General features: G+C 45.3%; 22 protein-coding genes and 1 pseudogene. 16 read left to right on the top strand and 7 right to left on the bottom strand.

Features of this window, described 5'->3' with window-relative positions; genetic code table 11:
• Positions 1 to 49: 49 nt before the first annotated feature.
• Together FLB61_RS00485 and pyrB are read right to left on the bottom strand one after the other, a co-directional pair.
• Positions 50 to 490, bottom strand: a complete 441-nt coding sequence (locus FLB61_RS00485; protein ID WP_087199567.1) for an aspartate carbamoyltransferase regulatory subunit — start codon at positions 488 to 490, stop codon at positions 50 to 52.
• A 36-nt stretch (positions 491 to 526) separates the two neighbouring features.
• Complete coding sequence (gene pyrB, locus FLB61_RS00480; protein ID WP_087199569.1) at positions 527 to 1,450, bottom strand: aspartate carbamoyltransferase; 924 nt, start codon at positions 1,448 to 1,450, stop codon at positions 527 to 529.
• Positions 1,451 to 1,645: 195 nt separating this feature from the next.
• Here pyrB and pheA point away from each other — a divergent pair, with 195 nt between their 5' ends.
• The 8 genes from pheA (at position 1,646) to thiI (ending at position 10,309) form a co-directional block, all read left to right on the top strand.
• Positions 1,646 to 2,776 (top strand): prephenate dehydratase, encoded by a 1,131-nt coding sequence (gene pheA / locus FLB61_RS00475; RefSeq protein ID WP_087211160.1) that lies wholly within the window; start codon positions 1,646 to 1,648, stop codon positions 2,774 to 2,776.
• 25 nt (positions 2,777 to 2,801) lie between these two features.
• Positions 2,802 to 4,091, top strand: a complete 1,290-nt coding sequence (locus tag FLB61_RS00470; RefSeq protein ID WP_087199573.1) for an ATP-binding protein — start codon at positions 2,802 to 2,804, stop codon at positions 4,089 to 4,091.
• A 41-nt stretch (positions 4,092 to 4,132) separates the two neighbouring features.
• Positions 4,133 to 5,419 (top strand): L-cysteine desulfidase family protein, encoded by a 1,287-nt coding sequence (locus FLB61_RS00465; RefSeq protein ID WP_221919121.1) that lies wholly within the window; start codon positions 4,133 to 4,135, stop codon positions 5,417 to 5,419.
• Positions 5,420 to 5,450: 31 nt separating this feature from the next.
• Positions 5,451 to 6,188 carry an NUDIX domain-containing protein gene (locus FLB61_RS00460; RefSeq protein ID WP_221919120.1) on the top strand — a complete coding sequence of 246 codons (738 nt, stop codon included), beginning with the start codon at positions 5,451 to 5,453 and terminating at the stop codon, positions 6,186 to 6,188.
• Positions 6,175 to 7,131, top strand: a complete 957-nt coding sequence (gene prmA, locus FLB61_RS00455; protein WP_087199580.1) for a 50S ribosomal protein L11 methyltransferase — start codon at positions 6,175 to 6,177, stop codon at positions 7,129 to 7,131. The genes FLB61_RS00460 and prmA overlap by 14 nt, the downstream gene beginning before the upstream one ends.
• Positions 7,132 to 7,148: 17 nt before the next feature.
• Positions 7,149 to 7,889, top strand: coding sequence for a 16S rRNA (uracil(1498)-N(3))-methyltransferase (locus FLB61_RS00450; protein ID WP_221919298.1), 741 nt, complete (start codon positions 7,149 to 7,151; stop codon positions 7,887 to 7,889).
• A 65-nt stretch (positions 7,890 to 7,954) separates the two neighbouring features.
• Positions 7,955 to 9,112: a cysteine desulfurase family protein gene (locus FLB61_RS00445; RefSeq protein ID WP_087211172.1), complete on the top strand. Its 1,158-nt coding sequence runs from the start codon at positions 7,955 to 7,957 to the stop codon at positions 9,110 to 9,112.
• Between the two features lie 15 nt (positions 9,113 to 9,127).
• A complete protein-coding gene (gene thiI, locus FLB61_RS00440) occupies positions 9,128 to 10,309 on the top strand; it encodes a tRNA uracil 4-sulfurtransferase ThiI (protein WP_221919119.1) in 1,182 nt (393 codons plus the stop codon).
• 63 nt (positions 10,310 to 10,372) lie between these two features.
• Here thiI and FLB61_RS00435 read toward each other — a convergent pair whose 3' ends face one another.
• A complete protein-coding gene (locus FLB61_RS00435; RefSeq protein WP_087199587.1) occupies positions 10,373 to 10,603 on the bottom strand; it encodes an HPr family phosphocarrier protein in 231 nt (76 codons plus the stop codon).
• A gap of 148 nt (positions 10,604 to 10,751) precedes the next feature.
• Here FLB61_RS00435 and mtaB point away from each other — a divergent pair, with 148 nt between their 5' ends.
• The 7 genes from mtaB to FLB61_RS00400 all read left to right on the top strand — a co-directional run bounded on the left by mtaB (position 10,752) and on the right by FLB61_RS00400 (position 16,737).
• Positions 10,752 to 12,083, top strand: coding sequence for a tRNA (N(6)-L-threonylcarbamoyladenosine(37)-C(2))-methylthiotransferase MtaB (gene mtaB, locus FLB61_RS00430; protein ID WP_087211175.1), 1,332 nt, complete (start codon positions 10,752 to 10,754; stop codon positions 12,081 to 12,083).
• Positions 12,084 to 12,135: 52 nt separating this feature from the next.
• Positions 12,136 to 12,399, top strand: a complete 264-nt coding sequence (locus tag FLB61_RS00425; protein ID WP_087199591.1) for an IreB family regulatory phosphoprotein — start codon at positions 12,136 to 12,138, stop codon at positions 12,397 to 12,399.
• Positions 12,400 to 12,407: 8 nt separating this feature from the next.
• Positions 12,408 to 12,839: a Holliday junction resolvase RuvX gene (gene ruvX, locus FLB61_RS00420; RefSeq protein ID WP_087199593.1), complete on the top strand. Its 432-nt coding sequence runs from the start codon at positions 12,408 to 12,410 to the stop codon at positions 12,837 to 12,839.
• A 1-nt stretch (position 12,840) separates the two neighbouring features.
• Positions 12,841 to 13,098: a DUF1292 domain-containing protein gene (locus FLB61_RS00415; RefSeq protein WP_087199595.1), complete on the top strand. Its 258-nt coding sequence runs from the start codon at positions 12,841 to 12,843 to the stop codon at positions 13,096 to 13,098.
• Positions 13,099 to 13,168: 70 nt separating this feature from the next.
• Positions 13,169 to 14,839 carry a ribonuclease J gene (locus tag FLB61_RS00410; RefSeq protein ID WP_087199597.1) on the top strand — a complete coding sequence of 557 codons (1,671 nt, stop codon included), beginning with the start codon at positions 13,169 to 13,171 and terminating at the stop codon, positions 14,837 to 14,839.
• A gap of 22 nt (positions 14,840 to 14,861) precedes the next feature.
• Positions 14,862 to 15,521 carry an O-methyltransferase gene (locus tag FLB61_RS00405; RefSeq protein ID WP_087211180.1) on the top strand — a complete coding sequence of 220 codons (660 nt, stop codon included), beginning with the start codon at positions 14,862 to 14,864 and terminating at the stop codon, positions 15,519 to 15,521.
• Positions 15,514 to 16,737, top strand: a complete 1,224-nt coding sequence (locus tag FLB61_RS00400) for a peptidase U32 family protein (RefSeq protein WP_221919118.1) — start codon at positions 15,514 to 15,516, stop codon at positions 16,735 to 16,737. The genes FLB61_RS00405 and FLB61_RS00400 overlap by 8 nt, the downstream gene beginning before the upstream one ends.
• A 48-nt stretch (positions 16,738 to 16,785) precedes the next feature.
• Here FLB61_RS00400 and FLB61_RS00395 read toward each other — a convergent pair.
• Together FLB61_RS00395 and FLB61_RS00390 are read right to left on the bottom strand one after the other, a co-directional pair.
• Positions 16,786 to 17,157 (bottom strand): annotated as a pseudogene (locus FLB61_RS00395) (sigma-70 family RNA polymerase sigma factor); the annotation flags it as partial.
• Positions 17,147 to 18,943: a recombinase family protein gene (locus FLB61_RS00390; RefSeq protein WP_221919117.1), complete on the bottom strand. Its 1,797-nt coding sequence runs from the start codon at positions 18,941 to 18,943 to the stop codon at positions 17,147 to 17,149. The gene FLB61_RS00390 and the pseudogene FLB61_RS00395, both read right to left, overlap by 11 nt.
• A 373-nt stretch (positions 18,944 to 19,316) precedes the next feature.
• On the opposite strand from FLB61_RS00390, the gene FLB61_RS00385 reads away from it, so the two are divergent.
• Complete coding sequence (locus FLB61_RS00385; RefSeq protein WP_221919116.1) at positions 19,317 to 20,123, top strand: AraC family transcriptional regulator; 807 nt, start codon at positions 19,317 to 19,319, stop codon at positions 20,121 to 20,123.
• A gap of 52 nt (positions 20,124 to 20,175) precedes the next feature.
• Here FLB61_RS00385 and FLB61_RS00380 read toward each other — a convergent pair whose 3' ends face one another.
• Together FLB61_RS00380 and FLB61_RS00375 are read right to left on the bottom strand one after the other, a co-directional pair.
• The gene (locus tag FLB61_RS00380) at positions 20,176 to 22,590 is read right to left on the bottom strand and encodes a glycoside hydrolase family 94 protein (RefSeq protein ID WP_221919115.1); all 2,415 of its coding nucleotides are present in this window, start codon (positions 22,588 to 22,590) and stop codon (positions 20,176 to 20,178) included.
• Positions 22,591 to 22,617: 27 nt separating this feature from the next.
• The gene (locus FLB61_RS00375) at positions 22,618 to 25,317 is read right to left on the bottom strand and encodes a GH36-type glycosyl hydrolase domain-containing protein (RefSeq protein ID WP_221919114.1); all 2,700 of its coding nucleotides are present in this window, start codon (positions 25,315 to 25,317) and stop codon (positions 22,618 to 22,620) included.
• Between the last annotated feature and the right edge of the window lie 36 nt (positions 25,318 to 25,353).

Genomic DNA, 25,353 nt, shown 5'->3' with positions numbered 1-25,353 from the left:
TAAACAAGAGACGGCACAATCCATCTGGACTGTGCCGTCTTTCATTAAACTATTTTCTCTGATACTTTTCTTCGCAGTATTTGCAGCGGTATTCTTCTCTCTCCGGATCCGTGAGAATAAAGACATGATCCAGCTCCTGCTCGATAGACGTAATGCAGCGTGGATTTTTGCAGCGGATGACATTACGGATCTCTTTTGGAAGAGTAAGTGCTTTCTTTCTTACAACGGTTTCATTTTCTATAATGTTGATCGTAATATTATGATCAATAAAGCCAAGAATATCGAGATCGATCATTTCAAGCGGACATTCAATCTTGATGATATCCTTTTTCCCCATCTTATTGCTGCGGGCATTTTTGATGATGGCGACACAGCAGTCAAGCTTGTCCAGACGGAGATATTTATAAATATCCATACTTTTTCCGGCCTGGATATGGTCCAGGACAAATCCCTCGGAGATGCGTCCTATATTTAATGTGTTTTTTACCATAATTGTTTCCTTTCTTATATTTGCTATAAAACCAGATCAGTCTTCTACAGAGATATTAAGAAGTGTCAGGATCAGCGCCATACGCACGTAGACGCCGTATTTAGCCTGTTTAAAATACACGGCGCGTGGGTCATCATCTACTTCCACAGAGATTTCATTGACACGCGGCAGTGGGTGCAGGACAAGCATATCTTTGTTTGCAAGTTCCATTTTCGCTTTGTCCAGGATGTAGAAATCTTTCATGCGCACGTAGTCTTCCTCGTTGAAGAAACGTTCTTTCTGGACACGTGTCATATACAGGATATCCAGATCCGGGAGAGCTTCTTCCATGCGGACGACTTCTTTGTACGGGATATTGTTGCGCTTCAGAACATCGTGCCGGATATAGCTTGGAAGACGAAGTTCTTCCGGGGAGATCAGAACAAATTCGATATTTTCATAACGGACAAGTGCCTGGATGAGAGAGTGCACTGTACGCCCGAATTTCAGATCCCCGCACAGACCGATTGTGAGATGGTCAAGACGTCCTTTTAAAGAGCGGATCGTCAAAAGGTCTGTGAGCGTTTGGGTCGGATGCTGATGTCCTCCATCCCCCGCGTTGATGATCGGTATACTGGAGTGAGCGGCAGCAACCATCGTGGAACCTTCCTTTGGATGGCGCATTGCGGCAATATCGGCGTAGCAGGAGACGGTACGGATCGTATCGGCCACACTTTCGCCTTTTGCTGCGGAGCTCGACTCTGCAGAAGAAAAGCCAAGAACACTTCCACCCAGATTCAGCATTGCAGCTTCATGACTTAATCTGGTACGGGTACTTGGCTCATAAAACAATGTTGCTAATTTTTTTCCTGCACAGGCATGTGCATATTTCGCCGGGTTCTTTTCAATATCATTGGCAAGATCCAAAAGCTGATCCAGCTCTTCTACAGAAAAGTCCAACGGGCTCATTAAATGTCTCATAAAACATCCTCCTTGCTTCCTAGCTCTACTAATCATATAATAAAATAGTCTGGTTTTCAACAGGCAATCTGGATTTTCTCCCTGAAATATATTATAATACTAAAAAGAGTCGGTATACAGGGGACAGTAGGATCTGACACATAAGGCGTAGTGTCCCGTGCGTACCGACATTAGTTTGAAAAAAGGAGTGGACTGATGGCAGCGTTAGAGGAATTACGTAACGAACTGGATGAGATCGATGCACAGATTATCCGTCTGTATGAGCAGAGGATGAAGGTGTGCGGCGAAGTTGCTGATTTTAAGATACAAAATGGAAGGAAAGTATACGACCGGACAAGAGAACAGCAGAAGCTGGCAGCTGCTGCAAAACAGGTTGAGAATCCGGAATACAAAAAAGGTGTGCAGGAGTTGTTTGCTTTGTTGATGTCCGTGAGCAGAAAGCTTCAGTATCAGAAACTCTCTGAAAATGGAGTCCTCGGAAAGCTTCCATTTATTGAGACTGACAGACTGGACACAGAAAATGTTAGGATTGTATTTCAAGGTGTGGAAGGGGCATACAGCCAGGCTGCCATGAAGCAGTATTTTGGGGAAGACGTGCGAGGATACCATGTGCACACATGGAGAGAAGCTATGGAAGCAATCGAAGATGGAGCGGCAGATTTTGCGGTTCTCCCTATCGAAAATTCTTCAGCGGGGGCAGTCAACGAAGTCTATGATCTCCTCGTGGAGTTTGAAAACTATATCGTAGGGGAGACTGTACTGCCGGTCAATCACGTGCTGGCCGGGCTTCCGGGGAGCAAGGAAGAGCAAATCATGAAAGTTTATTCTCATCCGCAGGGGCTGATGCAGTGTGAAAAGTATCTGTATGGCCATGCAGGGATGGAGAAAATCAGTGTGCCGAATACTGCTGTCGCGGCAAGAACGGTTGTCGAGGAAAATGACCCGACACATGCAGCCATCTGCAGCGCCTACGCAGCCGAGGTATACGGCCTGGAGATTCTGAGAGAGAGAGTCAATGACAGCAGCTGCAATTCGACTCGTTTTATCATTGTGACTAACCAGAAAATATTCTGCAAAGAGGCACGTAAGATCAGCATTTGTTTTGAGCTTCCGCATCAGAGCGGTTCATTATATCAGATGCTCTCACATTTCATATACAACGATCTGAATATGACAAAGATTGAGTCAAGACCAGTGGAAGACAGACCTTGGGAATACAGATTTTTTGTGGATTTTGAAGGCAACCTTGCGGACGGCGCAGTTAAGAATGCCATCCGTGGATTAAGGGAAGAGGCAAAAAGCTTGAAAATACTCGGAAACTATTAGAAAGACCGGAAAAGAGGAAAGAAAGATGCGGACAAATGAACTGATGCTGTACCGGAATATGGAGTACGGCAGGATACTGGATGATATGACTTTTTTGATGGAACATGCCGGAAGCGATTTTTACAATCCGGAGGATTTAAGAGGTCTGTATTTTGAATGTATCAATGAGATCCTCGAGCTTTCGGAAAGTCATGGACTAGAAGGAAATCTGTGGCATACTTATCTGACTTTTTTGCTGGTAAATGACGAAAATGCGTACAGTACAGCCTGCGAAATGCGCGGTCAGGTAGAAGGCAGCATAAATGATGTGGCTCTCCACGATTTCTCTATCATGAAAGAATTGTTTGACTATGACTTGAGGGATATGGAGAAGAAGCTTGGCGTCTCTGCAGTCGGTATGATCCTTGACTATGCAGGGACGAAGCAGGATGGACATGTATACAATCGAAGAGTACGGGATCGGATCTGCGAACTGGCCCGCCATCTCGGAAAGACAGAAACAAAAGAACAATTTAAGGATGTCATGACCCAGTTTTATAAAGAGTTCGGTGTGGGTAAGTTTGGACTTCACAAGGCATTTCGTATCGAGCATACAGAGAAAGGAGCCAGGATCGTCCCTATTACCAAGATTGCACATGTGAAGCTGGATGATCTGGTAGGGTATGAAATCCCGAAGCAGAAACTTACGGAAAATACAGAAGCGTTTGTAAACAGAAGAAGAGCAAATAACTGCCTTCTGTTTGGTGATGCGGGGACAGGAAAATCTTCCTCCATCAAGGCAATCCTGAATCAGTACTATGATCAAGGGCTCCGGATGATAGAAGTATATAAACATCAGTTCCAGGATCTGAATGACGTGATTGCCCAGATCAAGAGCCGGAATTACCGTTTCATTATTTATATGGATGACCTGTCATTTGAAGAGTTCGAGATTGAATATAAGTATCTGAAAGCAGTCATCGAAGGAGGACTGGAGAGAAAGCCGGAAAACGTATTGATTTATGCCACATCGAACCGCAGACATCTCGTGAGAGAACAGTGGAGCGATAAAGAGGGCAGAAGGGACGACCTTCACGCATCCGACACGGTTCAGGAAAAACTTTCTCTTGTGGCAAGGTTTGGAGTATCTATTTTCTTTGTGGGACCTGGGAAAAAGGAATTTCAGAATATTGTCCTGGAACTGGCAAGGAGGAACGGGATTGATATGCCTGAGGAGGAGCTGCTTTTACAGGCAAACAAGTGGGAGATGACCCACGGCGGCAAATCCGGGCGCACAGCGCAGCAGTTTATCGATTATTTGTTGGGGAAAGAATAGCGGGTATGTTCCGCTGAAAAAAGGTAAGGAGAGGATATACGATGAGAAAAAATGATGAAAAGTACGGGGCATATGTACAGATTTTGAAGGAAGAGCTTGTGCCGGCCATGGGATGTACAGAACCGATCGCCCTTGCATATGCGGCCGCAAAAGCGCGGGAAGTGCTGGGGGCAGTGCCGGACAAAGTTGTGATCGGAGCAAGCGGAAGTATTATCAAAAATGTGAAATCAGTGATTGTTCCGAATACAGATCACTTAAAGGGAATCCCGGCAGCTGCCACAGCGGGGATTATCGCCGGAAAGCCGGAGAAAGAGCTGGAAGTCATTGCTCAGGTAACGAAGGAAGAGATCCAGGAGATGAAGGATTTCCTGAAAAATACGGACATCTCAGTGGAATACGTAGACCACGGAATCACATTTGAAATCATAGTGACTGTGTATAAAGGAGAATCTTACGCGAAAGTCCGTATCGCAAACTATCATACAAATATCGTTCTGATCGAAAAGGATGGGAAGGTTCTCTACGAAGTGGAAGTGGAAGGAGAAAAAGAGGAAGGGCTTACAGACAGAAGCCTTCTGAACATGAGAGACATTTTTGACTTTGCCAACACGGTAGATATCGAAGACGTAAGAGAAGTGATCGGCCGCCAGATCAGATACAACACAGCAATCGCGCAGGAAGGGCTGAAAGGGGATTACGGCGCAAATATCGGAAGCGTCCTTCTGAAGATGGAGGGGGATAATATCCGTGTCCGCGCAAAGGCTATGGCGGCGGCAGGTTCTGATGCAAGAATGAACGGCTGCGAACTTCCGGTTATCATCAACTCCGGAAGCGGCAACCAGGGGATGACCTGTTCTCTTCCGGTTATTGAATACGCAAAGGAATTGGAGTCGGGCGAGGAGAAACTTTACCGCGCACTGACGCTCTCGAACCTTGTAGCAATCCACCAGAAGACAGGGATCGGAAGATTGTCCGCATACTGCGGAGCTGTCTGCGCCGGTGCGGCAGCTGGTGCCGGGATCGCGTATTTGTACGGTGGGACATTTGAGGATATCGCGCATACGGTAGTCAATGCCCTTGCCATTGTCTCTGGAATTGTGTGTGACGGAGCAAAAGCGTCCTGCGCTGCCAAGATCGCTTCTTCTGTGGAAGCGGGAATCCTTGGTTACAATATGTACAAATGCGGCCAGCAGTTTTACGCCGGGGATGGAATTGTGACAAAGGGCGTGGATGAAACGATCCGCAATATCGGGCGGCTTGGAAAAGACGGAATGAAAGAAACAAATGTAGAGATCATTGATATGATGGTCGGAGAAGGATGTAAATAGTATATAGCCTGTAGAAGAAAGAGGAAAAACGATGCCTGCATTTTTTGATGAGATTGAACCGTTTCTCGGAGACGGCAGTAAAAATGAAGCGGGGGAGACTCTGGAAGAATTTCTGGAGAAATACGACCCATATAAATATAGGAACCCGTGCAGCACCGTGGACATGGTTGTTTTTTCCTACAGCGGGGAGATGGCCAGCAGAATGGATCAGATGAAGGTACTTCTTATCAAGAGGAAAAATCATCCGAGCATCGGGACCTGGGCTATGCCAGGCGGATTCGTAAATCTCAGAGAAAATCTCGAAGATGCTGCCAAGAGAGAATTGTATGAAGAGACTGGAGTCAAAGGTATTCGAGCAGAGCAGATCGGAGCTTTCGGGGATGTGAAACGAGATCCGCGCGCCCGGGTTATCACTTCCGCCTATATGTCTGTAGTACGGGAACAGGATATTACCGTTTGTGCCGGAGATGACGCAAAGGAGGCGGCGTGGTTTCGGATTGCGGTACAGAAGAAAAAGGAAGAGGATGAGGCAGATCTGTTTACGCTCTTTTTGGAGAATGAGGAATTTGACATCCACATGCAGCCTGTCGTGCGGATGCGGAGCAAAGGGGATCTGATACGGGAAAGAACATGGGAGATACTGGATGCATGTGGAACAGCATCGGATCATGCGGTCATCATCCTGCAGGCGTACCTGACACTGGAGGAACGGCTTGGCACGTTGGAAATAGAAAAGAAAAGGAGAAACAATACGGATGAAATGGAATAAATTCAGACTGCAGACGACAACGGAGGCAGAAGACATTGTAAGCAGCATGCTCGCTGATCTGGGTGTAGAGGGAGTCGAAATCGAAGATAAGATTCCGCTTACGGAAAAAGAAAAGGAGCAGATGTTTGTAGATATCCTTCCGGTAACCGGGAAGGACGACGGTGTCGCCTACATCAGCTTTTATCTGGAAGAAGGGGCGGACAAAGAGGGGATCCTTGCAGGCGTAAAGCAGGAACTTGACGAGATGAGAGAATTCCTTGACCTTGGAACATGCACCATCGAAGAATCGGAGACAGAAGACGTGGACTGGGTCAACAATTGGAAAAAATATTTCCATCAGTTTTATGTCGATGACATTCTGATCATTCCGTCTTGGGAAAAGGTAAAGCCGGAAGATGAAGGGAAAATGATCATCCACATTGATCCGGGCACAGCTTTTGGTACAGGGATGCATGAGACGACACAGCTTTGTATCCGGCAGTTGAAGAAATACGTTACAGCGGGAAGTGAGATTTTGGATGTGGGATGCGGAAGCGGAATTCTTGGCATGCTGGCACTGAAATTTGGGGCCGGACATTCTGTCGGGACAGATTTGGATCCATGTGCCATCGAGGCAACCCATGAAAATATGGAAGGCAACGGAATACAAAAAGAACAGTATGAAGTCATGATAGGAAATATCATCGATGATAAAGCCGTGCAGGATAAGGTAGGATATGAAAAGTACGATATCGTAGTAGCAAATATCTTGGCAGATGTCCTGGTACCTCTTACACCGGTTGTTGTCCATCAGATGAAGCCGGGAGCTGTCTACATCACAAGCGGTATTATTGACAACAAGGAAGAGACGGTAAAAAAAGCAGTAAAAGAGGCGGGACTTGAACTTCTCGATGTGACCTACCAAGGAGAATGGGTCTGCGTGACAGCGAGAAAGCCGCAGTAAAGGCAGGAGAGACAGATATGCAGCATTTTTTCGTGACCCCGGAACAAGTGGAGGAAACATATATCCGCATTGAAGGGACGGACGTGAATCACATCCGCAATGTCCTCCGGATGAGAAAGGGAGAAAGGATAGAGATCAGCGACGGTAACAATCAGAAATATTTGTGTGAGATTGACTCCATGGATGGGCAGCAGGTGCGAGCAAAGATTGTGGAAAGAAAAGAGACGGATACAGAACTTCCGGTACGTATCATTTTATTTCAGGGGCTTCCAAAGAGCGATAAGATGGAGTGGATCGTCCAGAAGGCTGTAGAACTTGGTGTGAACAAAATCGTTCCGGTAGAGACAAAACGAGCCGTAGTCAAGTTGGACGAGAAAAAGGCCGGGAAAAAGGCGCAGAGATGGCAGTCCATCTCAGAAAGTGCGGCAAAACAAGCGGGAAGAGGAGTGATCCCGCAAGTGGAGAATCCGATTCGTTTTGCGGATGCGCTTAATCATGCAAAAGGTCTGGATCTTGTTCTGATTCCGTATGAGCTGGCCGAAGGGATGGAGGAGACGAGACAGATCCTTTCCGGTATCAAAAAAGGGATGTCTGTAGGTATTTTTATCGGGCCGGAAGGCGGATTCGAGAAAGAGGAAGTGGAGGCGGCGATCACATGTGCCAATGCTCATCCGCTTACTCTTGGAAAAAGGATTCTTCGGACGGAGACGGCAGGGATCACAGTGCTGTCCATCTTGATGTATCTCCTGGAAGAATAGGGGAAAGTGACCATTTGAAGAAACATGTCATATGGTAATAGAAAAGGCAGAAGGGAATTTTTTTCATGGAAGTATATTTGGACAATTCGGCGACAACGAAAGCGTACGATGAGGTAGGGGAATTAGTGCGCAAAGTTATGTGCGAAGATTACGGCAATCCATCTTCGCTCCACAGAAAGGGAATGGAAGCGGAGCAATATATAAGAAATGCTAAAGAGACGTTTGCGAAGCTTCTGAAAGTGCAGGAAAAAGAAATCTATTTTACTTCCGGCGGTACAGAGAGCGACAATCTGGCACTGATCGGTACAGCCAGAGCCTGCAAGAGGAGGGGAAACCATCTGATCACTTCCTCCATAGAGCATCCGGCGATCTTAAACACAATGCGTTATCTGGAGGAAGAAGAAGGGTTTCAGGTAACCTACCTTCCTGTAGACAGAAATGGAAGGATCAGTCTTGATGCACTCCGGGACGCGCTTTGCAAAGAGACGATCCTCGTTTCTGTCATGTATGTGAACAATGAGATGGGAGCCCTGGAACCGATAAAAGAGGCGTCTGCTATCGTAAAATCTTACAACAGGGATATCATTTTTCATTCGGATGCCGTACAGGGATTTGGAAAATATCGTATCTATCCGAAGAGGGAAGGAATTGATCTGCTGACTGTAAGCAGTCATAAGATCCACGGGCCGAAAGGGGTAGGTGCTCTTTACATCAACGAAAAAGTACGGGTCCATCCTATCATCTTTGGAGGCGAACAGCAAAAAAATATTCGTTCCGGGACAGAAAATGTACCTGGCATTGCTGGATTTGCGCTGGCCTCCAGAATGATCTACACAAATTTGGAAGAAAAGACAGAGCGGATGAGAAGACTGAAAGCACGTTTTGTGGACGGGATCCGCAAGATCGATCATGTTAAGATCCACGGGTATGTGGATGATAACAGCGCACCCCATATTGTGAGTGCAGGGATCGGGGGCGTCCGCAGCGAAGTACTTTTGCATGCCCTGGAAGAAAGAGGCATCTATGTTTCTTCCGGATCGGCGTGTGCATCCAACCATCCGGGCATCAGCGGGGTGCTCAGAGGAATTGGCGTGGAGAGAGAGTACCTGGATGCAACTCTTCGTTTCAGCATGTCAGAATTTACAACGGAAGAAGAAATTGACTATGTTCTGAAAACATTATATAATTGTGTACCGATGCTTAGAAGATACAGACGAAGATAGATAAAGGAGAAAAAAATGACATTTCAGACTTTTTTGATAAAATACGGGGAGATCGGAATCAAGGGGAAAAACCGTTATATGTTTGAAGACGCTCTTGTGCGCCAGATCCGTCACTCCTTGCGGGATGTGGAGGGATCTTTCCACGTACACAAATGCCAGGGACGTATTTACGTAGACTGTGAAGGATATTATGACTATGATGAAGCTGTGGAAAGCCTGAAAAGGGTGTTTGGCATTGTCGGCATCTGCCCGGTAGTGAGGATAGAAGTAAAAGAATATGAAGAACTGAAAAAAGATGTGGTGGCTTATATGGATGAGGCATACCCGGATAAGAATATCACATTTAAAGTAGAATCAAGGCGTGCGAAAAAGACCTACCCGGTCAATTCCATGGAAATAAACTGCGGCCTTGGGGAAGCGATCCTGGATGCATTTCCAGAGATCCGTGTGGATGTCCACAATCCGGATGTGCTTCTGAATGTGGAAATCAGGGAAGAAGTGTATATCTATTCCCAGATTATTCCGGGTCCGGGAGGCATGCCGATCGGTACGAACGGAAAGGCCATGCTTCTGCTTTCAGGAGGGATTGACAGTCCGGTGGCAGGTTATATGGTTGCAAAAAGAGGGGTCGGGCTGGAAGCGACCTACTTCCATGCACCGCCGTACACAAGTGAGAGGGCAAAGCAGAAAGTTGTGGATCTTGCCAAGAAACTGGCAAAGTATACAGGGCCGATCCGTCTGAATGTCGTGAATTTCACAGACATTCAGCTTGCTATCTACGATAAGTGCCCGCACGACGAGCTGACGATCATCATGCGCCGGTACATGATGAAGATCGCAGAATATTTTGCAGACCAGAGCGGCTGTCTGGGACTGATCACGGGGGAAAGCATCGGACAGGTGGCCAGCCAGACGATGCAAAGTCTTCTTGTGACAAATGAAGTATGTCATCTGCCAGTATTTCGTCCGCTGATCGGATTTGACAAGCAGGAGATCGTAGATATCTCTGAAAAGATCGATACGTACGAGACGTCCATACAGCCGTTTGAAGACTGCTGTACGATCTTTGTAGCCAAGCATCCAGTTACAAAACCGAAGCTGGATGTGATCAAACGTTCAGAGCAGAGGCTGTCTGAGGACATCGACAGGCTGTTTGAAGAGGCGGTAAACAGTGTGGAAGTGATCATTGCAGAATAAAATGGAAAGAAAAAATCCCCCGCGGTTTGCGTGGGGGATTCCATTTCAAATCATTTGCTTTGGTTAAACAAGATAAGGTTTTAAAACCTCTAAAACTTCATCTACACCTGCATCTGTGTGGATGTTTAAATCGATCGGTTTAGATAAATCCAGGCTGAAGATACCCATGATAGACTTTGCATCGATTACGTATCTGCCAGAAACTAAATCGAAATCATAATCGAATTTTGTAATTTCGTTTACAAATGATTTTACTTTGTCAATTGAGTTTAATGAAATCTGTACTGTTTTCATTGGAAACACTCCTCTCTTTTTCTGTTTATATGGATATCTTAAGATAGGAGAGCCAAAAAGTCAAGAAACAAACTGCCAAAGAATTCACAAGAAATTTGGTCATATTTGATATATTATTTGGAAAATTTGGAAAAGGATGATACTATAGATGAAAAAAGCAGCGTTACACAATCTGGGATGTAAGGTCAATGGCTATGAGACAGAGGCAATGCAGCGGCTTTTGGAGGAAGACGGGTATGAAATCGTACCTTTTCACGAAAAAGCAGATGTTTACGTGATCAACACGTGTACAGTGACAAACATGGCAGACCGGAAATCGCGGCAGATGCTCCACAGGGCAAGGAAACTAAATCCGGATGCTGTCATAGTGGCAGCAGGATGCTATGTCCAGGCTCAGGAGGCAAAAGGTCAGGAAATCGAGGGAATCGATATCTTGATCGGAAATAATCAGAAAAAAAATCTTCTGAAACTTCTTAAGGCACATTTGGACAAGCAGGAAGTGAAAGACGTCATAGACATCAATCACACCGACGAATTCGAGGAGCTTTATATCGATTCTGCCGGGGAACACACAAGGGCGTATATCAAAGTACAAGATGGATGCAATCAGTTCTGCACTTACTGCATCATCCCTCACGTGAGAGGAAGGATACGGAGCAGAAATCCGGAAGAGATCGTCAAAGAAGTAAAGAGACTTGCAGAAGCCGGATATAAGGAAGTCATCCTGACAGGCATTCATGTAAGTTCTTATGGAATGGATTTTATTGATTCAAAGATGAATTTTGACAAGTGGGTTGAAATGGATGGAGAAAAGAAAGACCTCCTGTATCTAATACAAAGGATCCACGAAGTGGAAGGGATTAAAAGGATTCGACTAAGTTCTCTGGAGCCGCGTATTATCACGGAAACTTTTGCAAAAGGTATTGCGGCGCTTCCAAAGATCTGTCCGCACTTTCATCTGTCCATGCAGAGCGGATGTGATGAGACATTAAAAAGAATGAACCGACATTACACAAGCGCCGAGTATTATGAAAAATGTATGATTCTCAGGAAGTATTTCGAACATCCAGCCATCACAACAGATGTGATTGTAGGTTTCCCCGGGGAGACAGCGGAAGAGTTTGAGACGACAAGACAGTTTATTGACAAAGTGAATTTCTATGAAACCCATGTGTTTAAATACTCTAAGAGGAGTGGGACGATCGCGGCTGACATGCCAGATCAAGTAGATGAGCAGGTTAAGTCAGAGAGAAGTGCGGTGCTTTTGCAAATGAGCAAACAAAAGAAACGTGCATTTGAGGAGAAAATGATCGGCCAAGAAGTGGAAGTGCTGATGGAGGAACCTGTTGAGAAAGACGGAAAAATCTACCAGACAGGACACACAAAAGAGTATGTAAAAATTGCGATAGAATCAGACAAATCGCTGGAGAATCAGATTATAAATATAGTCATTCAGAACGATTCTCAATTTATGGATTGAATTTTAAGCCGGATTATATTAGAATAGAGTAGTAGTATTGGAGGTCGCAGCGATGAAAGATTTATCAAACACACAATTTTTCCGGGTGGAATCTGGGCCGCAGATTCAGGCCAAGGACATTCTTGAGATCGTGTACAAGGCATTGCGTGAAAAAGGGTATAATCCGGTTAACCAGATGGTTGGGTATATTATGTCTGGTGACCCTACCTATATCACAAGCCACAACGGAGCGAGAAGTCTTGTGATGAAGCTGGAAAGAGATGAGCTGGTCGAAGAGATGCTGAAATCATATATCAAGCATAACGGCTGGGAGTAAGATACACCATGAGAATAATGGGATTGGACTTTGGGGCGAAGACCGTGGGAGTGGCAATTTGCGACCCTCTGGGTCTCACTGCCCAGGGTATTGAGACGATAACGAGAAAGCAGGAAAATAAACTTCGCCAGACCTTGGCGAGGATCGAAGAACTGATTGAAGAATATAAAGTGGAAAAAATTGTTCTTGGTTTTCCAAAACATATGAACAATGATGTTGGAGAGCGCGCCGAGAAGACGCTGGAGTTTAAAGAGATGCTGGAGAGGCGAACAGGGCTTTTGGTTGAATTGTGGGACGAAAGACTGACGACCGTTTCCGCTGAGCGCGTACTTATAGAAACCAATGTTCGCAGGGAAAACAGGAAACAGTATATAGATAAAATTGCGGCAGTATTTATACTGCAGGGATATCTGGATTCCATTGGTATGAGAGGAGTTTAGAATGGAAAAGATTATGTTTATGCCGAACGATTCTGCGGAGCCGACGGCGTTTTATGTGCTGGAACAGACCAGGATTGGAGGAGCGTCCTATATTCTTGTGACGGATTCCGAGGAAGGGGATGCCCAATGCCTGATTTTAAAAGAAAAAGAAGGGACGGACGAGGAGAGCCTGTATGAGATCGTGGAGGATGAAGTGGAACTTATGGCTGTCTCAAAAGTGTTCGAAGAGCTTCTGGAAGATGTAGGCATCGAAATGTAATTTCCAGCGGACGGATTTTTATACCAGTCGAGAATAAGAGAACGGAAAATAAATTAATGGAGGTGCAGAATTGAAAAAAAAGAACAATTCAAAATTGCGTATCATTCCAATCGGCGGACTGGAGCAGATTGGAATGAATATTACTGCCTTTGAATACGAAGACAGTATTATTGTGGTAGACTGCGGTCTTGCGTTTCCGGAGGACGACATGCTGGGAATCGACCTTGTTATACCGGACATCACATATTTGAGAGATAATATATCAAAAGTAAAAGGGTTTGTCATCACTCATGGACATGAGGACCATATCGGTGCTCTCCCGTACGTGCTGAAACAGATGAACCTCCCAATCTACACTACAAAGCTTACGATGGGGATCATTGAAAATAAATTGAAAGAACACAATCTGATGCGCTGTACGAAACGAAAAGTGGTTCGGCATGGACAGTCCATCAATCTTGGGAAATTCCGGATCGAATTCATCAAGACAAACCACAGTATCCAGGATGCATCGGCTCTTGCCATTTATTCCCCGGCAGGGGTTGTCATCCACACGGGGGACTTCAAGGTGGATTATACACCGGTGTTTGGCGATGCTATCGATCTGCAGAGATTTGCGGAGATCGGGAAAAAGGGAGTGCTGGCATTGATGTCGGACAGTACAAATGCAGAGCGTGCCGGATTTACGCAGTCTGAGCGGACGGTAGGGCGCACATTTGACCATATTTTTGCAGAACATTCCAACACGAGGATTATTATTGCGACATTTGCATCAAATGTAGATCGTGTGCAGCAGATCATCAACTCAGCTTATAAGTATGGAAGGAAAGTCGTAGTAGAAGGCCGCAGTATGGTCAACATCATTTCTACGGCTGCAGAGCTTGGATATCTTGATATACCGAAAAACACATTGATCGATATCGACAAACTGAAAAATTATCCTCCGGAAAAAACTGTACTCATCACGACAGGGAGTCAGGGTGAATCCATGGCCGCACTTTCAAGGATGGCCGCAGATATCCACAAAAAAGTGACGATCATGCCTGGCGATACTGTTATTTTCAGCTCCAATCCGATACCGGGGAACGAAAAGTCAGTTTCCAGAGTCATCAATGAACTTTCTGCAAAAGGCGCAAATGTCATTTTCCAGGATGCTCATGTTTCCGGACATGCTTGCCAGGAAGAATTGAAACTGATCTATTCTCTCGTAAAACCGAAATATGCCATCCCGGTACACGGGGAATACCGACATATGAAAGCAAATGCAGGGATTGCGGAATCCCTTGGTATCCCGAAGGAAAATATTTTTATTCTTCAGGCGGGAGACGTATTGGAATTGGATGACAATGGGGCGAAGATCGCAGGACATGTACAGACAGGAGCGATTCTTGTGGACGGCCTTGGAGTGGGAGATGTCGGAAATATTGTACTCCGTGACCGGCAGCATCTGGCGGAAGACGGCATTCTTATCGTTGTCCTGACGTTGGAGAAGGGAAGTAATCAGCTTTTGGCAGGGCCGGATATTGTGTCCAGAGGATTTGTCTATGTGCGAGAATCTGAAGGATTGATGGAAGAGGCCAAAGAAGTGCTGAATGTAGCGTTGGAAGGGTGCCTTGCCAGCAGAAATACAGACTGGAGCAAGATTAAACTGGTAATTCGTGACACAATGAACGAATTTATCTGGAAGCGGACAAAGAGAAGACCGATGATCCTTCCGATCATCATGGACGTGGAAGTATAAGATTACAGAAAGTGGAAAGAGAATGATAGTAGATAAGCGTATGGTAGAATATATCCATTCTCTGGAAACCAGAAACAGTGAAATATTGGAAGAGATCGAGCAGGAAGCACTTAGAGAGCGGGTTCCCATTATCAGAAAGGAAATGCAAAGCTTTTTACAAGTGCTTTTGCTTTTGAAAAAACCAAAACGGATTCTGGAGATTGGAACGGCAGTGGGCTTTTCTGCCATCTTGATGAGTGAAGCGGCGGGAGAGGACTGCACTGTCACAACAATAGAAAATTATGACAAACGGATTCCGACAGCCAGGGAAAATTTCCGCAGAGCAGGAAAGGAAAACAAGATTACTCTTCTGGAAGGGGACGCAGCGGAAGTTTTGTGTAAGCTTGACGGAACGTACGATTTTATCTTTATGGATGCCGCAAAGGCGCAGTACATCCACTATTTTCGGGAGGCAATGCGCCTTCTTGAGGATGGCGGACTTCTTGTTTCAGACAATGTGCTTCAGGACGGAGATATCATGGAGTCCCGCTTTGCAGTAGAGAGAAGAAAACGAACGATACACAGCCGCATGAGGGAATATCTGTATTTATTAAAGCATGATGATCGGATTGTTACCTCCATCGTCCCAATCGGAGACGGTGCGGCAGTCAGCATAAAAAAGGAGAGAAAACAAGATGCGTAACCCAGAATTGATGATACCGGCCAGCAGCCTGGAAGTACTGAAGACAGCAGTCGTTTTCGGAGCGGATGCCGTGTATATCGGCGGGGAGGCGTTCGGCCTCAGAGCGAAAGCAAAGAATTTCTCGATGGAAGAAATGAAAGAGGGAATTGAGTTTGCCCACGAACGTGGAGTCAAAGTCTATGTCACGGCCAATATCCTCGCCCACAATGAAGACCTGCAGGGAGTCAGAGCGTATTTTCAGGAGCTGCGGGGACTAAAGCCGGATGCGCTGATCATTGCAGATCCGGGTATTTTTGATATCGCAAAAGAGGTGTGCCCGGAAATTCCGAGACATATCAGCACTCAGGCAAACAATACGAATTACGGCACCTATATGTTCTGGTACAGACAAGGAGCGGAACGAGTTGTAACCGCCAGAGAATTATCCCTTGCGGAGATCCGGGAGATTCGGGAACATATCCCGGATGATCTGGAGATTGAGACATTTATTCATGGCGCCATGTGTATTTCTTACTCGGGAAGATGTCTTTTGAGCAACTATTTTACAGGCAGGGATGCAAATCATGGAGCCTGCACTCATCCGTGCAGATGGAAATATTCCATCGTGGAGGAGACGAGGCCGGGAGAATATATGCCGGTTTTTGAAAATGAAAGAGGGACTTACATTTTTAACTCAAAAGACTTGTGCATGATTGAGCATATCCCGGAAATGCTGGATGCGGGAATCGACAGCTTTAAGATCGAAGGGAGGATGAAGACGGCACTTTATGTGGCTACTGTGGCCAGAACATACCGCAAGGCCATCGATGACTGCCTGAAAGATCCAAAACTGTATGAAGAAAATATGGACTGGTACCGGGAACAAATTGCCAATTGTACGTACCGGAAATTTACAACCGGCTTTTTCTTCGGAAAGCCAAATGAAGAGGCACAGATTTATGACAATAACACGTATCTGAAAAATTATACGTACCTTGGCATTGTGGAGGAAGAAAAAGACGGCAGGATCCGTCTGGAGCAGAGAAATAAGTTTTCGGTAGGGGAACAGATCGAAATCATGAAGCCGGACGGAAGAGATATCCTTGCCACAGTACAGGGAATTTGGGATGAAGAAGGAAACGCTCAGGAGAGCGCGCCGCATCCAAAGCAGATCCTTTGGGTTAAACTGGATGAAAGTGCAGAAAAGTACGATCTGCTCAGACGAAAGGAAGAGTAGTGGATGCAGAAAATCTCCATCCGGCGCAGCATGTGCGGATATAGCAAATCAAATATCAGAAGAAAAAAAAGTGCGTAGTTTTTCTATAGCACTTTTTTCTATTCTGGAGACATAAGATCGGGAGATGCCAAGTTCTTTTGCAATTTCACGCTGTGTTCGGATTTCCTCATTGTAAAGTCCGTAGCGCATCCGAAGAACAAGACGTTCTCGACTGGAAAGATCGGATTCGACTTTTTGATAAAGTTTCAGGATGTCATCCTGAAGGGCAATCTGGATATCGAAGTCTTCTTCCGGCGACTCCATAATATCGTACAGGCGGATTTCATTCCCCTCCTTGTCTGTTCCGATCGGTTCGTACAAGGAGACTTCTCCTGAGGCTTTTTTGCGGGAACGCAGAAGCATAAGCAGTTCATTTGCTATCCTCACCCCAATAGGTTTTTGATCCGTCAGCGGTTTCATCTTCATAATCCACATCACTGAACCGTTCCAGTTCTTTCAGGTCGTCTTCTGTGCTGTCTGTTTCATCTGTTTGATAGGAAAGCGGAGGATATTCAATCTCATCGTCCTGCACGCCGAAGAGGATGATATGGGCGTTGACACCGTCCCATACAACTTTCCGGACAAGAGTGCGGATTGCCGCACGTTTCTGTTCTATGCTCATTTCATCAATGCTGGTTTTGAAGACTGACAGCAGTTGGCGCATAACGTCAAATTCTATATCGCTGAGAGCATGCTGTGAAGTCAGACATTCTAATTCGTGGATACGGGAATCTAAATCAACAGATTTCTGATTTAGCTGTTCAATCCGTTTTGCTACACGGTTTTTAGCTGCACTGTCTCCAAGCTCTGCAATGGAATCCACCAACCCATCAATCTTTCTTTCCACTTCAGCTTTTTCTTCCTGTATGGAAGCGAGTTGATCGTTATAGGCTTCCCGGTTTCCAGTATAGAATTTTCTGCTTTGTTCCAACTGATCGATAAAGGAGCCTTTGTCGTCCTCTAGCAGTTTAATCTGCTCGATGACGGCCATATCTAGAGTGTTTCCATTGGCATTTTTGCTGTTGCAGAGCATGCGTTTACTGCGTTCCTTGAGCTTGCATACATAAGTGTAGATCGGCTTTCCATCTGCTGTTTTCCTTTTGCTGATCTTCGGGTACATACGGCTGCCGCAGGCACAGTATAATAAGCCGGTAAGCAGGGCTTCATTATTTCGAGGTTTACGGTAAGCTTTACATTTATTCCGATTGAGAGAATCCTGGACGGAAATCCATGCTTTGCCAGGAATAATTCCTGGGTGCAGACCTACGGCAGCAATCCATTCATCGGGCGGAAGATAGGTGACGGCTTTCCCTTTTTCCTGTTTGGTGCGGTTATATACCATCATGCCATGGACGCTGTCGAATTCATCTTTGGCAGAATTAAGATCTGCGTTCTCTTTTACAAAAAAGTTATATGCGTTTACATCCGCGATCATGTAAACCGGATTTTGTAAGATAGACTTGATTGAAAAACGGGTAAAGAGTTTATTGTTTTTTGTTTTAAGTCCCCGCTTTATTAATTCTGCTTCTACAGAAGTCAGAGAATCGTGTTCGATATACAGGCTGTAGATCAGACGGACAATTTCTGATTCTTCCGGTATCAGTTTCAGCTTGCAGGCCTTTTTTGCTTTCCCGTCTATGGTAACTTTCTGTACCGATTCTGAGGCATATCCTGTGGGAGTTGTTCCCCCAAGCCATCGTCCGGTTTTCGCCAGTTCATGCATATTATCTCTGATACGCTCGGCTATGGTTTCACGCTCCAGCTGGGAAAAAACAGAAGCTATATACATCATGGCCCGTCCCATGGGAGTTCCGGTATCAAACTGTTCTCGGATAGATATGAAAGCAATGTCCAGTCTTGACAATTCTTCAATAAGGCTGGAAAAGTCACTGATATTCCGGCTGATTCGGTCCAGGCGGTAGACAATGATCGCTTTGAACTTACGCTGCCTTGCAGCTTCCATCATTTTTTTAAAGTCCGGCCGGTTGAGATTACCGCCGGAAAAGCCTTCATCCTCATACACTAAAATATGATCCTGTGGAATTTCAGTATAATGAGTTTGGATATATTCTTTACAGAGTTCTATCTGATTCCCGATACTTTCGCCTTTTCCGGTAAACTTTGATTTCCGGGAATAAATGGCAATGTACTTCTCATTTCCGTTCATGGTTTCCTCCATATTTTATGATATATGACATATAAAATTATAACATAAAGTATAAATTGGGTAAATAAAAGATCGTGCAAGATAGAAAGCGTTTTTTGATATCATTTTATTATAGAAAAATTGCGGGGGGGGGGTGTAGTTTATTTGGAATTATTACACAATGCTATTTGTGTGGAAAGAGTATGATGTCTTATTGTATAGAAAAAATAATTTGATTAAAATAATGCATCAAAAATATTATCTGCTATAATATAGAATAAGATATCTATAGAAAGTAATCATGAAATTGGAAACAGGAATTTTTAGTATTAGTAATACATAAAAATATCAAGCAATACACATGGGGAAATTTGCAATAGAAAGAGGGCGGCTAATGAGTTATAAAAATGAATGGTTTCTGTTGGAGGCTAATGATGAGATTGACGAAATTGAACACCGTGAACCTACGGAAGAGTTTTTGTTTTACAGGGCAGTGTCGACAGGAGATATAGAAACAGTCAGGAAGAACTGTGAACAGGGGCGTTTTATGGAAGGTGAAGGAGTTGGTGTTCTCTCAAGAGATCCTGTGGTTAATTTGAAGTATCATTTTGTAATTACAACTGCAATGATTACACGCCTTTGCAGACAGACCGGCATGGAGCTGGAACAAGCTTTCAGGATGAGTGATTTTTATATCCAGAAACTGGATGATATTCATACGGAAGAAGAAGTACATCGACTCCATGACGAGATGGTCATGGATTATACGGAGAAAATGCGCAAGTATTCTCGTAGTGATACTAATTCAAAGCATATTAATGTATGCAAGGAATACATATATTCGCACATCAAGGAGCGGATCACAATTGAGGATCTTGCAGATGAACTTGGAGTGTCGTCCGGGTATCTCTCTCGTTTGTTCAAGAAAGAGACGGGAGTATCCGTAAGTGCCTATATACGCCGTCAGAAGATAGATATGGCAAAGAATCTGCTCAGATTCAGCGATTACTCTATGATAGAAATAGCGAACAGGCTTTCCTTTTCATCACAGAGTCATTTTATACAGCAGTTTCGAGAAGTGGTTGGAATGACTCCGAAGAAATACCGTGACGAGTACTATATGGTTCAGTGGGATATTGAACCCGGCCCTATACATTCGGACGGCGGTGATCACGGAGTGCAGAATAAACAGCTTTCCTGAATAAGAAAACAGGATACAGTCAGAGATTTGGCTGTATCCTGTTTTTATATAATTACATTATTAGGACGATTTCATTTTTCTCTGCAAGCAATTCTTCAGGTATGTAATTGTCAGGGAGTTCCTGACCGTTTAAAGTCATGCTTCTGCAACCGGACTCGCGGTGATCCGGGTTCTCAACTCGGATGTGTAGATATTTTCCACGAAATTCTTTATCCATCTCAAGAAAGTCCCAGCTTTCCGGCACGGCAGGAGCAATCCGGATTCCTTTTAAATCCGGACGAAGTCCGAGGATTCCTTCTACGCAGCCGACCATCACGGTAGAGGCGGTACCTGTAAGCCAGTGGACATGGGAGCGCCCGAAATGGCTGCTGGCGGGTCCTTCTGTAAACTGTCCATAGCAGTAGGGTTCAAGATGACGAATTTCTGCCCGGTCATTCTGTGCGGCCGGTGCATTCTCTGTAAAGTATTCAAATGCACGATTTCCGTGACCACTGAGAGCTTCTGCAAGGATCAGCCAGCCCTGGGATTGGGAGAAAATACCGGAATTTTCTTTTGTGCCCTGATTGTAGATTACGGCAAGTGCACCGTCAAATGCGTGTGCATGGTAAGGCGGATCCATCAGGATGGCACCGTACGCTGTGTTGAGCCTCTGATATACATTTTCCAGAGCAATATCGGCCTGTTCTTTGGATGCAAGGCCGCTGATGACAGACCAGCTTTGCGGATTTAGCCACATGTTTGCTTCAGGATCCGCTGCCGCGCCGATTCGTTCACCTTTTTCAGTATAGCCGCGGATGAACCGGTCGTTATCCCAGCACAGTTTCTGGATCTTCTGTCCGATTTCTTCCTGTTTTTCTTCAAGATATCGGATGTATTCGCTGTCCTGCTTGTACACGGCAAATTTCTTTATTAGAGTCATTGCATAATAAAACTGCAGTGCGACAAAAGAGGATTCACCCTTTGCTCCGAGACGGAGACAGTCATTCCAGTCTGCATATAATCCGGCAGGCATACCGTGAGGTCCGAGATGGTCAAAGGAAAACTGTATGGCACGTTTCAGATGCTCATAAACGCTTCCCTCACCTTTATTGGCAAATGGAATGACTTCATCAAGAAATGCTGTATTCCCGGTTTCCGCAATGTATTTGTAAATTGTGGGGAACAGCCAGAGGGCATCATCCGCACGGTAGGCGGGATGACCTGTTTCCTGAACATAGGAGGCATCATCCGGTGTATCCTCATGCCCGGGGTTATGGGTAAATTTTACAAGAGGAAGACCACCGCCGTTATCTACCTGTGCAGAGAGCATGAATCGGATCTTTTCACATGCCATTTCAGGTGCAAGATGGATAATTCCCTGGATGTCCTGTACGGTATCACGGTAACCGTAGCCGTTTCGAAGTCCGCAGTAAATAAAGGAGGCTGCCCTTGACCAGACAAAGGTGATAAAGCAATTGTATGCATTCCACGTATTGATCATGGTATTGAAAGCAGGATCCGGCGTACGGATCTTCAGATGATCCAGTTTCGCAAACCAGTCTGCTTTCAGTGTATCAATCTCCTGTCGGATCTGTCCGGCAAGATCTTTTTTATAGGATTTGATTATGTCTTCCGCTTCTGAGGAGGGTTTCATACCCAGAAGGAAGATCACGGTTCTGGATTCGCCGGGAGCCAGAGTGATCTTACAGGACAGGGCTCCGCAGGAGTTTTCGTTATAGCTCGTCACATTTCCGAGATCAGCGGAGGTTACGCCCTGAGGATCTCCGTAACCGTGATATTTACCGAGAAATTGATCTTTATCACCGCAGTAGGAGGAGACTTCGGCACCTGCGAGTCCGAAAAAGCGTTCGGTTACCTTTTTATCGTCTACCTCTTCATCTGCCTTCAGTGTATCGAGGTTTCCGTGGATCTGCTGTATAATCCGATCCTTCTCAAACAATGTGCGGGTTATGAACAGAGAATACTGAAGATTTACCTGATCCTGTTCGTAATTATTATGATTGGTGAACTCAGCATATCCAGTAAGAGTAAGATTCCGTGTACGGTCTGATTCGTTAGTCACGGAAAGTCCCCAAACTTCATAGGATTTTCCAAGCGGAACATAGTAGTCAGCTTCAGAGTGTATGTTGCTGTAGTCTGCGAGCATTCTTGTATAACCCATGCCGTGGCAGCATTTGCTGTGATATTGTTCTGTATCCTTTCCTACCGGCTGCCATGAAGCAGACCAGTAATCGTGGGAGTCATTGTCCCGGATATAAATATAGCGTCCCGGCTGGTCAAACTGGTTGAAAATGTAGCGTAGGATACGTCCATTTGCGCCTGATCTGGCAAAACTATACCCACCAGCATTGTTGGAGATAATTGCTCCGTATTCCGGTGACCCCAGATAGTTTACCCAAGGGGAGGGGGTATCCGGGCGGTCGATTACATATTCACGCTCTTTGTCGTCAAAATATCCATATTTCATAAATCTATTCCTGTCCTTTCAATTTGCTTAATTCAGTTTTACAATTATGTGGTGGCATTCATCAGAAAGTGTATCCAGTATTCTGCGAGGAATAGCCGCTTGTCCGGATCCGTCTGTCTGAATGTGCTGCCCGTCATAGGTAACGGAGGCTATCGTGTAAGTCCCGCTGTCTTTGCGTTTCGGATTTTCGTAGATGATCTCAAGTTTCTTTCCGGCGAAAACAAGGCTGACAGATGCGTTTCCCTGACTGTCAAACTGTTCAGCCGTAAGCTGGGGAGCGAGGATAAGATTGCCAGCTTCTCCCCGGACACCGAAGACCTGAGTGATCATGGTCATCATAAACCAGCTTGCGGCTCCTGTCAGATAATGATACATTCCTCGACCGTCCGAGCGGAAATATTCAGGAATTCCCGGATAGATACGGCTGGTATCAAAATCCAGAGAAGTTTCGGCCAGTGTTTTCAGCGCTTTCCAACCTTCTTTCGCGAAACCGCGTCGGTACAGGGCGTTGGCATACATTACGGCCATATGTGAGAATACTGCTCCGTTTTCCTTTTCACCGTATGCAAAGCCGAACATGCGTCCCATATCGAATTTAAGCTCATGAAAATCCGTGTTCAGCCTGTAGCCTCCGATTTCTTTCTGGTAGAGATAATGATCCGCACTGTTTATTATCCTGCGAATCTGCTTTTGAGAAGCCACATTTCCCATAATGGAGAATACCTGTCCGGTGAGCATCATTCGCACCTCATTGGGGAAAAATCCTTCTACCGCCTGTCCATGGTCATCATAATAGCTGTTAAACCATCCTTCATCCGATTCACCGTCGATCCATTCATGATCCTGCAGATATTTCGTGAGCCAGTCTGCTTTGTGTTCCAGATTTTCTGCCAGTTCGGACAGCCGGACGGTAAAGCGTCTGCCGCTGATTCGATGACTGCAGCTTTGCATATACTCTGCCAGCAGATCTTTTTTTGCCTTGATGTTCTCAAATAATTCCGTATTGTCATTGAGCAGCACCCGCAGTTCTTCGATCAATTCTGCAGTCTTCTTCGGGGAAAGGCGGTCGAGAAGTCTGATCATTGAGGCAAGCTCGCGGAGATTCCCTGCATAAGCACAGGTAAAAGCGACACTTTCTCCATGTTCCGGAGCCATGTCCAGAGCATCGTTCCAATCAGCTCCACGAAGGCGGTAAATATTGTGGTCACCGACTTCATAAAAGGCTGTCAGCTGCTGGATGAGAAGGTGTTCCAATATGGTCCCTGCATAAATATCATCGTTTTCTGTGCGCAGAAGGCTGCCCTGTCCGGCATCCCACAGAGTGTCGATTCGAGAGCCTCTTTCTGTCTGGGCGTCTTTAAAATAATAAACCTGGCGGTTTAGAATATTGATATCTCCTGTCTGGTCAATATACAGTTTTGTAGTCATCTGTGGCCAGAGTGCATGGTCCATCCAAACCCGGGCGATACCGTTTCGGTCTGCAATAAAATTACCATCTCCGTCCCCGATGATTGTGGCGTTAGTTCCGTCAATCCGTACTCCGCCAAAGTTTTTTTCTATCATTTGTCCCACTCCGTCGGGATCCATGAGAAGGAGAGAGAGACAGTCCTGCCAGAGATCACGCCATCCGCGACCGCCTCTTCCGTAATCGTGGTGAGGAAGAAAAGAACATCCAAACAGACGACGCAGGAAAGGCTGGAAACAGATCCACTTCATCAGTCGGTCAAAATTGGAATCTCCAGTATGAAATCCAGTGTTGACTTTCTTTTTCCACCATGATTTGGTTGTCTCAAGAGCTTTCTGGACTTTATCGGGAGTGTTGTATTTTTCAAAAACACGTGCAATTTCTTCTTGGCTGTTTTCCACACCGAGGAACAGGATATACTCCGCTTTTTCACCAGGGGTAAGCTGGATCCTGGGAAAACGGAAAGCTCCCATTGCTTCTTTGCCGGCGGCCGCAGAACCTGCCTGGACACCGGGGAGATTTTCATAGACTGCACGAGGATGCGTGTAGGTACCGCCTTCGCCAAGAAAATCTTCTACAGTAGGATAGAAACACTCCGGTACATGTCCATTATCACCGCATCCATATACATAATAGATTTTTGAATTGGGGCGATGGCCTTTCTCATCAAAAGACATTGTCGGGCAGACAAGGACTCCATGGGAATCCGTCCTGATGCGGTGCAGCATGGAAGTCACGTTTCTGTGGTCACGTATATTGTCAGCGCTCCTTCCGTAGATTGGTACTGCTGCGTAAGGAATCATGTCCTTTGTATTGCCTGAAAGATTACGGACGGTAATGTACATAATTTCTACATTATCTTCCACAGGAATAAAGGAAGTGATTTGTGTCTCAACCGACAGGGCAGAAGAGTTCCTTTCCAGTGTATGCCACATAAATCCGGCTGTGATTTTGCTCTTATCCTGATAATCTGTAAATTTTGCTGTTTCCTGTTCAGAGGATGATCCTGTTGCGGAGAAAACACCATCTTTTTCAGATATCAGCCAGAAATTTCTGCAAGAACGATTATTATGAAGATTTTCTGCGCTGACAGGTTCTAATAGGAAAGTTTCCTGGTCTGTTTTGGAATCACCTCCCAGATTTGGTGTGAGAGAACTTTTTATTCCTTTCTCTGAAGCCAGTGGAAAATAAAGGTAACTTATATTTTCCGGCTGTTCTATAGAAAAACTTCCGTTTTCATCAATAAAATGCAGTTGATTCATTTTGGGTCTCCTTTCCTTGTTTTTCAATTATGGAAA

This window comes from Sellimonas caecigallum (assembly GCF_019754295.1).
Lineage (GTDB): Bacteria > Bacillota > Clostridia > Lachnospirales > Lachnospiraceae > Sellimonas > Sellimonas caecigallum.
This window is presented reverse-complemented; position numbering and strand designations above follow the sequence as displayed.

Coding starts and splice junctions, on each gene's coding strand:
- FLB61_RS00485 (WP_087199567.1), bottom strand. CDS start 490: ATGGTAAAAAACACATTAAATATAGGACGCATCTCCGAGGGATTTGTC.
- pyrB (WP_087199569.1), bottom strand. CDS start 1,450: ATGAGACATTTAATGAGCCCGTTGGACTTTTCTGTAGAAGAGCTGGAT.
- pheA (WP_087211160.1), top strand. CDS start 1,646: ATGGCAGCGTTAGAGGAATTACGTAACGAACTGGATGAGATCGATGCA.
- FLB61_RS00470 (WP_087199573.1), top strand. CDS start 2,802: ATGCGGACAAATGAACTGATGCTGTACCGGAATATGGAGTACGGCAGG.
- FLB61_RS00465 (WP_221919121.1), top strand. CDS start 4,133: ATGAGAAAAAATGATGAAAAGTACGGGGCATATGTACAGATTTTGAAG.
- FLB61_RS00460 (WP_221919120.1), top strand. CDS start 5,451: ATGCCTGCATTTTTTGATGAGATTGAACCGTTTCTCGGAGACGGCAGT.
- prmA (WP_087199580.1), top strand. CDS start 6,175: ATGAAATGGAATAAATTCAGACTGCAGACGACAACGGAGGCAGAAGAC.
- FLB61_RS00450 (WP_221919298.1), top strand. CDS start 7,149: ATGCAGCATTTTTTCGTGACCCCGGAACAAGTGGAGGAAACATATATC.
- FLB61_RS00445 (WP_087211172.1), top strand. CDS start 7,955: ATGGAAGTATATTTGGACAATTCGGCGACAACGAAAGCGTACGATGAG.
- thiI (WP_221919119.1), top strand. CDS start 9,128: ATGACATTTCAGACTTTTTTGATAAAATACGGGGAGATCGGAATCAAG.
- FLB61_RS00435 (WP_087199587.1), bottom strand. CDS start 10,603: ATGAAAACAGTACAGATTTCATTAAACTCAATTGACAAAGTAAAATCA.
- mtaB (WP_087211175.1), top strand. CDS start 10,752: ATGAAAAAAGCAGCGTTACACAATCTGGGATGTAAGGTCAATGGCTAT.
- FLB61_RS00425 (WP_087199591.1), top strand. CDS start 12,136: ATGAAAGATTTATCAAACACACAATTTTTCCGGGTGGAATCTGGGCCG.
- ruvX (WP_087199593.1), top strand. CDS start 12,408: ATGAGAATAATGGGATTGGACTTTGGGGCGAAGACCGTGGGAGTGGCA.
- FLB61_RS00415 (WP_087199595.1), top strand. CDS start 12,841: ATGGAAAAGATTATGTTTATGCCGAACGATTCTGCGGAGCCGACGGCG.
- FLB61_RS00405 (WP_087211180.1), top strand. CDS start 14,862: ATGATAGTAGATAAGCGTATGGTAGAATATATCCATTCTCTGGAAACC.
- FLB61_RS00400 (WP_221919118.1), top strand. CDS start 15,514: ATGCGTAACCCAGAATTGATGATACCGGCCAGCAGCCTGGAAGTACTG.
- FLB61_RS00390 (WP_221919117.1), bottom strand. CDS start 18,943: ATGAACGGAAATGAGAAGTACATTGCCATTTATTCCCGGAAATCAAAG.
- FLB61_RS00385 (WP_221919116.1), top strand. CDS start 19,317: ATGAGTTATAAAAATGAATGGTTTCTGTTGGAGGCTAATGATGAGATT.
- FLB61_RS00380 (WP_221919115.1), bottom strand. CDS start 22,590: ATGAAATATGGATATTTTGACGACAAAGAGCGTGAATATGTAATCGAC.
- FLB61_RS00375 (WP_221919114.1), bottom strand. CDS start 25,317: ATGAATCAACTGCATTTTATTGATGAAAACGGAAGTTTTTCTATAGAA.